The 12,890-nt window shown below is 62.0% G+C and carries 10 protein-coding genes; 8 read left to right on the top strand and 2 right to left on the bottom strand.

Annotation, left to right across the window (positions count from 1 at the left end):
- Positions 1-699 (bottom strand): 4Fe-4S dicluster domain-containing protein, encoded by a 699-nt coding sequence (locus tag ALFI_RS10255; protein ID WP_009596362.1) that lies wholly within the window; start codon positions 697-699, stop codon positions 1-3.
- Between the two features lie 217 nt (positions 700-916).
- Positions 917-1,402 carry a dihydrofolate reductase gene (locus ALFI_RS10250; protein WP_009596466.1) on the bottom strand — a complete coding sequence of 162 codons (486 nt, stop codon included), beginning with the start codon at positions 1,400-1,402 and terminating at the stop codon, positions 917-919.
- Between the two features lie 257 nt (positions 1,403-1,659).
- Between ALFI_RS10250 and ALFI_RS10245 the strand changes: the two genes are divergently transcribed.
- The 8 genes from ALFI_RS10245 to ALFI_RS10225 all read left to right on the top strand — a co-directional run bounded on the left by ALFI_RS10245 (position 1,660) and on the right by ALFI_RS10225 (position 12,830).
- Complete coding sequence (locus ALFI_RS10245) at positions 1,660-3,300, top strand: sodium:solute symporter family protein (protein ID WP_014775748.1); 1,641 nt, start codon at positions 1,660-1,662, stop codon at positions 3,298-3,300.
- Between the two features lie 4 nt (positions 3,301-3,304).
- Complete coding sequence (locus ALFI_RS10240; RefSeq protein WP_244264968.1) at positions 3,305-4,831, top strand: FAD-dependent oxidoreductase; 1,527 nt, start codon at positions 3,305-3,307, stop codon at positions 4,829-4,831.
- On the top strand, positions 4,804-5,586 hold the full coding sequence (locus ALFI_RS17475) for a discoidin/SUN/FTP domain-containing protein (protein ID WP_244264967.1): 783 nt from the start codon (positions 4,804-4,806) through the stop codon (positions 5,584-5,586). Before ALFI_RS10240 ends, ALFI_RS17475 begins: the two co-directional genes overlap by 28 nt.
- A gap of 31 nt (positions 5,587-5,617) precedes the next feature.
- Entirely contained in the window at positions 5,618-6,301 is a 684-nt protein-coding gene (locus ALFI_RS17470; protein WP_244264966.1) for a hypothetical protein, read from the top strand.
- Between the two features lie 468 nt (positions 6,302-6,769).
- A complete protein-coding gene (locus ALFI_RS17465) occupies positions 6,770-8,206 on the top strand; it encodes a beta-L-arabinofuranosidase domain-containing protein (RefSeq protein ID WP_244264965.1) in 1,437 nt (478 codons plus the stop codon).
- Complete coding sequence (locus ALFI_RS10230; protein WP_155835655.1) at positions 8,203-10,008, top strand: hypothetical protein; 1,806 nt, start codon at positions 8,203-8,205, stop codon at positions 10,006-10,008. Before ALFI_RS17465 ends, ALFI_RS10230 begins: the two co-directional genes overlap by 4 nt.
- Positions 9,921-10,898, top strand: coding sequence for a hypothetical protein (locus tag ALFI_RS17145; RefSeq protein ID WP_139022440.1), 978 nt, complete (start codon positions 9,921-9,923; stop codon positions 10,896-10,898). The genes ALFI_RS10230 and ALFI_RS17145 overlap by 88 nt, the downstream gene beginning before the upstream one ends.
- 6 nt (positions 10,899-10,904) lie before the next feature.
- On the top strand, positions 10,905-12,830 hold the full coding sequence (locus tag ALFI_RS10225; protein WP_244264964.1) for a glycoside hydrolase family 97 protein: 1,926 nt from the start codon (positions 10,905-10,907) through the stop codon (positions 12,828-12,830).
- Positions 12,831-12,890: the final 60 nt, after the last annotated feature.

The following is a 12,890-nucleotide window of genomic DNA, read 5'->3' as shown; positions in this document are numbered from 1 at the left end:
CTAATAGTGTTCGTTGCTGTTATTGAGGAAGACGTCCATCATGTACTTCTGATCGGCTCCCTCTTCGTAACCCAATTCGCGGGCCTTGCGGTCGGAGTGCTCCTCGATGGCGTCGAACATCTCCTTGCCGCCGCTGACCTCGAAAATCCGGTGAATCTCGTCGAGCGACTTCTCGTCCAGACGGCGCAGCGCACCCGCGCCGTGACGCATGTAGACCGGCGTGAACTGACCGTAAATCTCCTTGTCGTTATCGTAAATCCACTGCCACACGGTTCCCTGTTCGGGGTGCAGTTCCGGTTTGACGAGCCGCGGTACGATGCAGTAACCCGTGCGGAGGATGTTCTCGCCGATGATACGCTTGAGCGCCAGCTGCTGACGGCCCTTTTCGCTCTCGACGAAGAACCCCAGCTTCTGCGAAAGGGTCCGCAGCGCCTGAATCACATAGCCCGGCGTGTTGCCGCGCGGACAGCGCGGACGGCACGACATGCACTCGCCGCAGTACCAGATCGTATCGCTCTTCAGAAGCTCCTCGATGGCGTCGTCGTCGCGTGTCTGCACGATGTTCACGATCTGACGGGGATCGTAATTGTAGAACTCGGCAGCCGGACAGACGCCCGTGCAGACGCCGCAGTTCATGCACGACTGAAGGCCCTCCTTCATCCGCACGTCCTCCATCAGCATGTCGAAATATTTTGCCATTTTTCTCTTTTCTTTGTTCGTTCGCCCTTCCGCCGGCACCGAATCGCCGCATGCGGTCCGGACTGCCCCAGCGGATTTACACCGCTTCCCGCATCCGATCCAGCAGTCGCCTGCATCCGCCGCGCAGTGCGAAAAAAAGCGTCCGGCATGTGCATAAAAAAACCTTTGCGTCTGCAAAGGTAGGGATTACGGCCGAGCCGCGCAGTGGTATAAATACCTAATTTCGCCGCCGTTCGTAGGTCTCGAACGCAAAGGGATAGGGATAATTCGCGCCCGAAGCGAACGACTCGGACGACACGAGCCGCCACTCGGCGTCGTTCCATGCGGGAAAATGCGTATCGCCCTCGTAGGCATGGAAAACCCGCGTCAGGTAGAAGCGGCCGGCCAGCGGAAGGGCCTGCGCATAAATCTGCGCGCCGCCGATGACGAAGACCTCCTCTTCGGCCGGGAACAGCGCCACCGCCTCTTCGAGCGAATGGGCCACCCTGCATCCCGGAATCTCCATCTCCTGCCGCGTGACGACCACATTGGTCCGGTTGGGCAGCGGCCGTCCGAGCGACTCGTAGGTCTTGCGCCCCATGACGACGGGATGGCCCGACGTAACGGACTTGAAGTATTTCAGGTCTTCGGAAATATGCCACAACAAGGCGTTCTTATCGCCGATCACGCCGTTTTCGGCGACGGCTACGATGATGCTTACCATATATATTTATTAATGCGATCCGCCGCCGCAGTCCGCCTGAGACGTCCGGCCGCCCTGCAAAGATAGCAATAATTCGGTTCGGCGCAATGGCTCCGCCTGCGAACCGAAACCCCGCCCGCCCCCCGCATCCGGCAACTCCGCAACCGCTCCCGGCAATCGCAATCGTTCCCGAAATCGTTCCCGAAGATTTTATTCGCCGATCGTGCGGAATATCTTCCGGCAAATTCTATTTTTGTTCGTAAACTACAACCTGAGCTATGGAAATTCTGGACTACATAACCATCGCCGTCTTTGCGGCGGGCATCATGTTCGTCGGTTCGCTGTTCTCCTCGACCGGCAAAAACATGAAGAGTTTTTTCGCCGGAGGCGGCAACGTCCCTTGGTGGATCAGCGGGCTGTCGCTGTTCATGGGCTTCTTCTCGGCCGGAACGTTCGTGGTATGGGGGTCGATCGCCTACTCGATGGGCTTCGTCGCCGTCACCATACAGCTCACGATGGCCGCAGCCGGATTCGCCGTCGGCCTGCTTATCGCCCCGCGCTGGAACAAAACGGGCTGTCTCACCGCCGCGGAATACATCACACGCCGCTACGGAGCCTCGACGCAGAAGCTTTACACCTACATCTTCCTTTTCATCTCGATCTTCACCACCGGCTCCTTCCTCTATCCGATCGCCAAAATCATCGAAGTGGCCGCCGGGATTCCGCTCTCGTCCAGCATCCTGATACTCGGCGTGTTCTGCATGATATACGTCTCGCTCGGCGGCCTTCGCGCCGTGGTCGTGACCGACGTGCTGCAATTCATCATCCTCTTCGCCGCGGTCATCATCGTCATTCCGCTCGCATTCGGCGAAGTGGGCGGCGTCCCGGAGTTCCTCGCACGGGTTCCGGAGGGATTCTTCACGCTCTTCGCGGGAGAATACAACTGGGTGTTCATCGTCGCGTTCATGCTCTACAACCTCTTCTTTCTGGGCGGAAACTGGGCTTATGTCCAGCGATATACGAGCGTGCGCACGCCCAGAGACGCGAAAAAGGTCGGCGTGCTGTTCGGCGTGCTGTATACCTTCAGTCCGATCCTGTGGATGCTGCCGCCGATGATCTACCGCGTCTTCGAACCCGGACTTTCGGGGCTTGAAAACGAAAACGCCTACCTGCTGATGTGCAAGCAGACGATGCCCGCCGGCATGCTCGGACTCATGCTCGGCGGCATGATCTTCGCGACCGCAAGTTCGCTGAACGCCACGCTGAACATCTCGGCAGGCGTCTTCACCAACGATATCTTCAAACGCCTCCGCCCCGCCGCCGGAGAGACGACGCTGATGAAAGTCGCCCGCATCTCCACGCTCGGCTTCGGGGTGCTGGCCATCGCCGTGGCGCTGCTCATCCCCAACATGGGCGGCATCGTCAACGTCGTCATCAGCGTGGCGGCACTCACCGGAGTGCCCCTCTACCTGCCGCTGATCTGGAGTCTCTTCTCCAAGAACCTGAACGGCAGGGCGATCCTCAGCACGACCGTCACCAGTCTGACCGTCAACGCCGTTCTCAAATTCATCACGCCTGCGGCCGTCGGCTTCTCGCTCAGCCGGGCCGAAGAGATGCTGGTCGGGGTGCTCTTCCCCGCGCTGCTGCTGACCGGCTATGAAATCTATCACAAACTCTCCGGCTCGCGCGTCTGCGTTCCGATGCCTGCGGCAGAGAACGCAGCGGCGCCCGCCGCCGAGGACGCCGGCACGGATAACAACAACAGCATCCGCATCATCGGCGCCGGAGCGGCGATTTCGGGCTGCTTCATCTCCCTGATCGCGCTCCTGTCCGGCGGGGAGACTCTCGTTCCCCTCACGACGGGTATCGTCCTGACGGTATTGGGCGGCCTGATTTTCCTCACGACAAAAAACAAATAAACATATGTTTATCGGAGAATTCGAAAAAAGCCGCAAACCGGCGAAAGTACACAGCCGTCACAGTCTGGTGATCGTCGGCGGCGGGCTTACCGGCGTATGCTGCGCCATTACCGCGGCCCGTGCGGGCGCCGACGTCGCGCTGATTCAGGACCGTCCCGTGCTGGGCGGCAACGCTTCGAGCGAAGTCCGCCTGTGGGCGCTGGGAGCGACCTCGCACATGGGCAACAACAACCGCTGGTCGCGCGAAGGGGGCGTCATCGACGAAATACTGGTCGAGAACACCTTCCGCAACCGGGAAGGCAATCCCGTGCTGTTCGACATGGTGCTCATCGACAAGGTGCTCTCCGAACCGAACATCACGCTTTACCTCAACACGTGCGTATACGACGCCGAAATGTCCGGCCGCACCGTCAGATCGGTCACGGCGTTCAATCCGCAGACCGGAACGCACCACACGATCGAAGGCGATCTTTTCGCCGACTGTTCGGGCGACGGCGCGCTCGCCTACATGGCGGGAGCCGAATACCGCATGGGCGCCGAGGACCGCGAAGAATACGGCGAGAAGTTCGCGCCCGACAAGACCCGATACGGCGAACTGCTGGGGCACAGCATCCTGTTCTACATCAAGGACACGGGGCGCCCCGTACGCTTCGAAGCTCCCGAATTCGCCCTGAAGGAGGTCGAGGAGCTGATCCCCCGGCTCCGGAATCCGGAGTATTTCAACACCTCGCAGCACGGCTGCAAATACTGGTGGCTGGAGTACGGCGGACGGCTGGACACGATCCGGGATACCGAAAAAATCAAATTCGAACTCTGGAAAATCGTCTACGGCGTCTGGAATCACATCAAAAATTCGGGCAAGTACCCGGAAATGGAGAACTACACGCTCGAATGGGTCGGGCTTTTCCCCGGCAAACGCGAAAGCCGGCGGTTCAAGGGCTACTACATGCTGACCCAACAGGACATCATCGAACAGCACGAGCACTACGACGCCGTTTCGTTCGGCGGCTGGTCGATCGACCTGCACCCCGCCGACGGCGTTTACGGTGCAGGGCGCGCCTGCAACCAGTGGCACAGCAAGGGCATCTACCAGATTCCCTACCGCTGTCTGGTGATGCCCGATGCGGACAACCTCTTCATCGGAGGCCGCATCATCAGCGTCAGCCACGTGGCCAACGGCTCCACGCGCGTCATGTGCACCGCCGCACACGGCGGGCAGGCGATCGGCACGGCGGCCGCAATCGCCCTGCGCGACCACCTCAAACCGGCCGACCTTATCGGCCGGGAGCGTATAGGCCAGCTGCAGTCCGCACTGCTCCGCACCGGACACTTCCTGCCGGGCGAACGGTTCGGCCGCGGCATGCTGCCCCGAACGCCCGGATCAGCGCATCCAGCGAATTTGCGCTCGAACGGCTGCGCCCCGACGGCACCCGCTTCCGGCTGGACTGCTCCGCCGCCGAGCTTATCCCGGTCGGCGGCCCGGTTCCGGCCGTCGGTCTCACCGTGCAAGCGGACAAGGCGACCCGGCTGACGGTCGAACTGCGCAGTTCGTCGCGCAGGGGCAACTACACCCCGGACACGACCGACAAGCGGCTCGTTTTCGACCTCCGGGAGGGAGAAAACAGACTGACCGTCGATTTCGGAATGTGCTACGACGCGCCGCAGTACGTCTTCATCTGCTTCATGGCCAATCCCGACGTAAGCATTCCGATGAGTTCGGAGATCGTCTCCGGCCTGACTTCGGTATTCAACACCGTCAATCCCGCGGTCTCCAATTTCGGCAGGCAGACTCCGCCGGAGGACATCGGGGTCGATACGTTCGAATTCTGGTGCCCAAAGCGCCGTCCCGAAGGGAAAAACATCGCGCTCGAATTCTCCGCGCCGCTGACCTGCTTCGGAGCCGAAAACCTCCTCAACGGCTACTTCCGGCCCTACATACAGCCCAACGGCTGGATCCCGGCCCCCGACGACCGAACGCCGTCGGTCCGCATCGACTTGGGCGAAGAGCGGACCGTCCGGCAAATCAGGCTGTTCTTCGACACCGATTTCGACCACGCACTGGAGAACGTGCAAATGGAGCATTTCGATTCGGTGATGCCCCAGTGCATCCGCAACTACCGCATTACCGACGGCGACGGGAACCTCCTGTTCCGCACGGAAGGCAACCACCAGAGCTGCAATACGATTGCATTGGACGCCCCGCACACGCTGCGCTCGATACGCTTCTGGCCGGAAGACTCCGAGTCCGGAAGGCACAAGGCCCTGATGGGGATCATTGCCGAATAAATTGCATAACTTCGAACCGGAAACCGAAACCATGAAACCGCACTTCAAAATATTCTCCGCATTCGTCCTGCTACTGTCGGCCGCCTGCACGCCCTCCGACGAACTGGCCGTCAGAAACAAAGGGCTGGAAATCCGCTGGGAGCAGACCGCGGAAGGATGGAAAATCTCACGTATCGCCGACCGCAAAGGCTGCTGCTGGGGAGTGCCCGACGGAGCGTATACGATACTCTTCAGCAGCGAAAAGCCCTCGGCGGAGCCGGAAACGATCACCAACCGCGGCGGCGACACCATGAACTTCGACATCGCGCGGTTCCACTACATCGCCAAGGATTCCAACAGGGCGGTCTCTTCCGTGCCGATGAACCGCGCGGGCGAAGCGCTGCGCTTCTACCCCGAAAAAGGCTGGAAAGAGGGGCGCACCGTCTGCTTCGAAGCCCGCAACGAACTGGGCCGCCTGCGCACGACATGGAGTCCCGACCCGGATTATTCGGCGGACATACGCATCGAAAGCGTGTTCTACCCGGCTCGCAAGGGGTACTATTCGGTAAGCACGCCCACGCTGGCCATACTTCCCGAAGAGCGGCTCGGCTGGAGCGTCGTTCCGGGCTTTTTCCAAGGCGACTACATCCAGCCCGTATTCCACCTCGCCTACATGTACGGACAGGGACTGCCCCACCTGCCGGTCAATGCAACGACAATACGGTCACCACGATGATCATGTCCATGACCGAAAAAGCGGGCAATACGCTGGCGCTGATCCCCGACAGCGGCTACTCCCGCTCCGAATACACCGGCGGCAAGCGCACGCACGGCATCTCGTGGCGGTGCGGCCTTTCGCACATGAACCGGCAGGGAGAACTCTCCCCGACGCTCTACTATCCGGTGCTCGGACAGGAGGGGTCCGAAAAGCAGGCGGGAGACTCCGTCCGGTTCGGATTCCGCGTCAGCATGACGGACAAGGGGTGGTACGAAGCGCACAAACACGCCGTTTACGACATTTACAGTCTGGGCAACTTCCTCGCGCTCAAACATACGACCCTTCCGCTCTACAAGCGCATGGAAGCGATCTGGGACTACATTCTCGACGACTCGCTCTCCTTCTGGCGGACCGCCGCCTACAAGGGGGCTGACCATCGGAGCGCAGGACTATCTGGGCGGAGTCGTCGAAGCCGACCACGACGCCATGAAGAATTCCGACATCGGCGCATCGTGGATGCTCGCCTCGATGACCGGCGATCCGCGGCTTACCGAGGATCGGCTTCCCTACATGCGCAACTTCAAACTGATGCAGCAGGCCCCGGCCGGCGATCCCAACCACGGCGCGGCCATGGGACAGTATTACCTGTGGAAAAAGCAAAAATTCGTCGAAGAGTGGGGCGACCATATCGAACCGATCGGCATCACGTACTATACGCTCATGGACTTGGGCAACATCCTGCTCTTCGAAAGGGACGACTCGCTGCTGCGCAGCAGTTTCCGGGCCGGAGCCGAACGGCTGCTGTCGTTGCAGCAGGCCGACGGCGGTTTTGCCGTGGCCTACGGCAAACACGACGGGAAACCGCTGTTCACCGACCTGAAAGACCTCCGGCCCACGTTTTACGGCTTCGTCGTCGCCTATAAGCTGCTCGGCGAACGCAAATACCTCGACGCCGCGGTGCGGGGCGCCGACTGGTTCGCCCGCAACGCCGTGGACAAGGGGGCTTTCACCGGGGTCTGCGGCGACGCGCGCCTTATCAACGACTTCGCCACGGGACAGGCCGTACAGGCCCTGCTCGACATGCACGGCCTGACCGGAGAGGCCCGATACCGCGACGCCGCGCTCCGCACGGCCCGGATGTACGCCACGTCGATCTACACGCATCCGACGCCGGGCGACCGTGAAATCGAGTACAAAGGGCGGAAGATGCAGGAGTGGCAGATCAGTCAGGTCGGTCTCTGCTTCGAGCACGGCGGCTGCGCCGGGTCGGCGGTCAAGAGCGGCCCGATCCTGCTCACCAGCCACTGCGGCATGTTCGTAAGACTGTACGAAGAGACCGCAGACCGGCTCTTCCTCGACCTCGCGCGGGCTGCGGCTACGGCGCGCGAAGCGCACCTCGCACCGGACACGCACATGGCGACCTATTACTGGAGCCAGTTCGACCGGGGTCCCGGTCCCTTCCCGCACCATGCGTGGTGGCAGCTGGGGTGGATCGCCGATTACGTCTTCGCCGAAGCCGAAATGCGGAGCGGCCGCCGAATCTCGTTCCCCCGCGGTTTCATGACCCCGAAAGTCGGTCCGCAGCGCATCTTCGGATTCGAACCGGGAACCGTATACGACGAGCAGGCGAATCCAATCATGGTCAAAGGGCTGTTCGACGCCGACAACACCGACATCGAAATTCTGTCGGCCCTGACGACGGACCGGAACAGGCTATTCCTGATCCTGATGAACAGCACGCCACGGCCCCAGCATACGGCGCTGACGGTGCACCCCGCGGCCATCGCCGGCAGGCGCATCGGCACCGCTTCGGCCGACGATCCCGCAACCGGACGCAAAATCACGCCCGGCGGCGACGGAGCGTTCGGCATCACCCTGCCGGGCTACGGAATACAGACCCTGAAATTCGACCTCGAACAATGACCAAGACCGGCCGCATACTGCTGATCATACTGGCCGCGGCGGGAGCGTGCCGCCCGGCGCAGGCGCAGGAATTCAGGGTGAAACCCGACCATACGGTCGTGTTCGGCGGGCAGCACCTCCTGCCCGACTATCTGCCGGAATTCACGGTCCTCTTTTCGGCTGCGGACCCGCAGCTGAGAATGCGTCCGGCGGGCATCCCCGACGTTCAGTACAACGTGGCTACATGGCTCAGCGACCGCCCGGAACTGAACCGTACGGACCGCAGGGCCGATCAGTCGGGCGACGGCTTCGACGATGAAATCCTCGAAGGCTCCGTCGAATCGCGGACAGCCGACCTCTTCAACGCAGGGCGCATCATCGTCGTCCGCCCCGTCTCCCACCGTGCGGAAGGAACGGACAAGGTCACTTTCGGCTACCCCGAAAACGACCTTTTCAGCATCGCGGCGGAGCTGACGGCCGACACCGCGACGGGCCGGCCCCTGCTCACCTACCGCCTCACGGCGAAGACCGGGGGCTGGTATTCGGTCGGATTCACCGGTTTTGCGGGGAGAGCCCCGAAACGAACCGACGAAATCTGGCAGCCGCTGATCTGGCAGGAGAAACGGTTCCCCGACAAAAGTTACCTCACGCTCGCGTTCCGGTGTCCCGTCCCTTCGGCGTTCGTCACCTACCGCAACGCGACATACGGCATTCTGGCCCACCCCGCCGAATTCCCGTTCGATCCGCTGCCGACGGCCGCCAACAGCCGTTTCGGCGTCGCCGTGCGCGACCGGCAGGGATTGGCCTCGCCGATGCTGTTCGCCCCGGTTCCGGGCGGCATCGGTTCCGAAACGGCTCCGGGCGGGGAACTCGTCTTTTCCGCCCTGCTCTGCGGAGAGCGGGGCGACACCACGGATGCGCTCCAAAATGTCGCAGAGCGTCTGTTCGGCTTCACAGCCAACCGGAACAATGCGCTCGGTTCGCTCAACGGGACGATCGAAAACATGATCTCCTACGTACTCGGCCCCTACAGCCGTTTTCTGGACAAGGAAAAGGGCTGCACCTATGCGACGGACGTTCCGGGCGCGGTGAAAAACGTTTCGAGTCTCAATCCGCTGGAAATCGCCGTCCTGAACGACAACCGGACGATGCTTCTCGAAAGGGCGCTTCCGGTATACGAATACGTGCTTTCGCGCGAGAAGCTGCTCTTCTGCGCCGATTCGACGCAGGACATCCAGTACCCTTCGCGGCGCATGAACGGCCCCTGCTGCCCGGTCTCGGAACTGACGGCGCTCAACAGCATCCTCAAGGACAATGCGCCTTACCTGCTCTCCTTCGCCGGAAAAGAGTACCACTCCACGCGCGTGCGCAATCTGGACGTCGTCGAGCAGGGCGGCACATGGAGAAACGCCATGCACCTTTACCGGGCCACCGGAAAGCCCGGATACCTGAAAAAAGCCGTCGCGGGGGCCGACCGTTACATCCGCCGGCGCATCGACACACCGGCTGCCGCGGGGCGAAACTCTACACGCAGTACGTCTGGTACTCCCCCGCCGTCCCGGACCGGGATATTTTGGTCAATCCCGACGGGAAAGCCCCGCACTACCAATACCTCAAGTCGAAAGGACATGCGCAGATGGACGCTCCCGCCGAACGGGTCCCGGCATGGCGGCTTTCGGAAATCGGACTCACCCCGGAATCCTCCGGAACGAGCACCGGACACCGGGGTATCTTCATGGCCAACTACGCTGCGTGGATGCTGCGGCTGGCGCATTACACGGGCGACGGGTTTCTGGCACGCACGGCGGACCACGCCGTCATAGGCCGCTACCGCAATTTTCCGGGCTACCACATCAACACGGCCCGCACGACCGTATACGAAAAGGCGGACTATCCGCTCCGGGGCCACATGGAACTGGGCGCCAACTCCTTCCACTACAACCACATCATGCCGCACATATCGCTGCTTTACGATTTTCTCGTCACGCAGGCCCTCTTCCGGAGCGGCGGGAAGGTGGATTTTCCGGGTGAATTCATCGAAGGATACGCCTACCTGCAAAGCAAGTTCTACGGTCACCTCCCCGGCACAATCTACGGCCGCGAAGCCCGGTTGTGGATGCCGACGGGGCTGGCGACGCCGGCCGACCGGCAGCTCAACTACATTTCGGCCGTCGACGACGACGCGCTGTATATCGTTTTCATGAACCAGTCTGCTGAAACCGTCGAAACGGACGTCGCGCTGGACTACGCCCTGAGCGGACATTCCGACGGAGGGCACTACAGGACGCAGGTCATAGGCGGCAGCGGCGCATCGGGCCAGCTCGCCGACGGACGTTTCACGGTCCGCGTCGCCGGAAACGGAATCGCCGCGGTCAGGATCGAAACCCCGACCCCGGTCCGGCCGCAGCTCGCCGCACTCTTCACCGCAGAGACGCGCTGGCAAACCCCTTACGCCGCAACGCAGGACGACGCCGTACGCTGCATGCGGGTCGGTTTCGGCCGGGCCGCAAACAACGTATTCGTCTATCTCACCCAAGACGACACGCAGTTGCGGAAAGTCTGGTTCACCGTAGACGGACGAACGACCGAAGACACCGACTATCCGTTCGAACATACGGCACCCATCGACGGGGAGCGGACGGAAATAACGGTAAAAGCCCTCACCCGGCAGGGCCGAATCATCGAATGGGAAACTCTGGAACTTAAAAAATAACGCAACGTGAGAACAACAGCATTTTTCGCCTTCATGGCCCTTCTGTCCGCAGGCTGCGGCGGCACCGCACAAAAAAGCCCTTCGGGCAACATCCGGGCAGAGGTATTCGCCGGCAAGGAGGGGTTGTACTACACCGTAACCCACGACGGCCGCACGGTCATCGACACCTCGGCCTTGGGCATAACCATCGACGACACGGAGCTGTTCCGCGATGCGGCCCTGCGCCCGGCAGGCACACGGAAAATCGACGAGACCTACTCCGTCACGGGACGCAAAGCCGTATCGGAGGGGCGGTGCAACGAATACCTCTTCGACGTGACGCACCGTCCTTCGGCCTATAAATACCGGCTCCAGACGCGTCTCTACGACGACGGCTTCGCCTACCGGTTCGTCCTGCCGGGAGACGGCACGCGGACCGTCAACGGGGAAGCGGCCCAATGGCGGCCGCCCCACCAGAGCAGGGTCTGGTTCGCCGAGCGGAATTCCGGGTGGAAACTGCTCACCTATGCCGGAGAGTGGATATCCACGACGGCCGACAGCCTGCACATCGTCTCCCGACAGGGACCGGTGCAGACCATGCCGCTGCTCTACCGCCCCCCCGACGAATACGTGATGATAGCCGAAGCCGCGCTGTACGACTACAGCGGCATGCGTTTGCGCGCGGAACCCGGAGCCAGCCTGCGGGCCGACTTCACCGAACAGGAGGGATTCGAGCTGTCAGGCGACATCGTCACCCCGTGGCGCGTCACGATCATCGCCCGCGACCTCGACGCACTGGTAAATACCGACATCATCACCAGTCTCAACCCGGCTCCCGACCCGGAACTGTTCGCCGACACGTCGTGGATCGTCCCCGGACGCTCGCTGTGGAGCTGGTGGAGCGGCATCGACGGCGGCTTCATGACCCTCGAAGGCGAAAAGCGGGTGATCGACACCGCAGCATCGCTGGGCATCGAGTACAGCACCGTCGACGACGGGTGGGAAGAGCGTCCCGACAAATGGAAATTCCTGCACGAGCTGGCCGGATACGCCCAATCCCGCGGCGTGGGGCTGTTCGTATGGCGCCATTGGGAGAAGCTCAACGATCCGGCGGACGACTACCGCCAGATGCGCGGCTTTCTGGACTCGGTCGCGGCGGTCGGCATAAAGGGCGTCAAGGTGGACTTCATGAACGGCGAAGGCATACGCCAGATCGACTTCAACACCCACCTGCTCAAAAACGCGGCGCGGCGCAGGCTGCTGGTCAATCTCCACGGCTGCCAGAAGCCGACGGGCGAAATCCGCACCTACCCCAACGAAATCACCCGCGAGGGCGTGCGTGGCATCGAACTCAACCGCATCACGGCCAACTACGAAAAGCGGATGCGGGACGAAAGCCGCACCCCCGATCCGGACCGCTACGTCCCCGGCGACGAAAACCAGAACATTCCGGCCAGCCACAATGCGGCCCTGCCCTTCACGCGCGGCGTACTGGGCGCCGCGGACTACACTCCGGTCGCATTCACCATGCCCGGCGGCACGACGGCCGCCCACCAGCTGGCGTTCGCGCTGCTGCTCGACTCGCCGCTGCTGACGATCGCCGAAAATCCGTTCGTCCTCTCCGGCGACGAGCGTTACCGCCCGGCGCTCGACATCATCCGCCGCCTGCCGACGGTATGGGACGAAACGGTCGTCCTGCCGCAAAGCGAGATCGGGCGGCTGGCCGTCATCGCCCGCCGCAAGGGCGGCACGTGGTACATAGCCGGTGTGAACACCGCTCCCGCAGAGGTGACGATTCCCGCCGGATTGATCCCCGCGACGGCCCGAAAGGCGCAGATCGCCCGCGACGCGGCGGACGGTTCGCTGCAGACGACCGAGGTCGCACTGCCGGCGCCGGAACCCCTCAGCGTGCAGTTGCCGGAGAATGGGGGATTTATCGCCGTGCTCGAATAATCTTCCGGAAAGCGGGAATCTTTTATTTTTTGTAAACTGTAAAAAAAAATACTATTTTGC

The organism is Alistipes finegoldii DSM 17242, assembly GCF_000265365.1.
In the GTDB taxonomy this organism is placed as follows: Bacteria; Bacteroidota; Bacteroidia; order Bacteroidales; family Rikenellaceae; genus Alistipes; species Alistipes finegoldii.
The sequence above is the reverse complement of the archived record's forward strand: the minus strand, read 5'-3'. Positions and strand labels throughout refer to the sequence as shown.

Coding starts and splice junctions, on each gene's coding strand:
- ALFI_RS10255 (WP_009596362.1), bottom strand. CDS start 699: ATGGCAAAATATTTCGACATGCTGATGGAGGACGTGCGGATGAAGGAG.
- ALFI_RS10250 (WP_009596466.1), bottom strand. CDS start 1,402: ATGGTAAGCATCATCGTAGCCGTCGCCGAAAACGGCGTGATCGGCGAT.
- ALFI_RS10245 (WP_014775748.1), top strand. CDS start 1,660: ATGGAAATTCTGGACTACATAACCATCGCCGTCTTTGCGGCGGGCATC.
- ALFI_RS10240 (WP_244264968.1), top strand. CDS start 3,305: ATGTTTATCGGAGAATTCGAAAAAAGCCGCAAACCGGCGAAAGTACAC.
- ALFI_RS17470 (WP_244264966.1), top strand. CDS start 5,618: ATGAAACCGCACTTCAAAATATTCTCCGCATTCGTCCTGCTACTGTCG.
- ALFI_RS17465 (WP_244264965.1), top strand. CDS start 6,770: ATGAAGAATTCCGACATCGGCGCATCGTGGATGCTCGCCTCGATGACC.
- ALFI_RS10230 (WP_155835655.1), top strand. CDS start 8,203: ATGACCAAGACCGGCCGCATACTGCTGATCATACTGGCCGCGGCGGGA.
- ALFI_RS17145 (WP_139022440.1), top strand. CDS start 9,921: ATGGCCAACTACGCTGCGTGGATGCTGCGGCTGGCGCATTACACGGGC.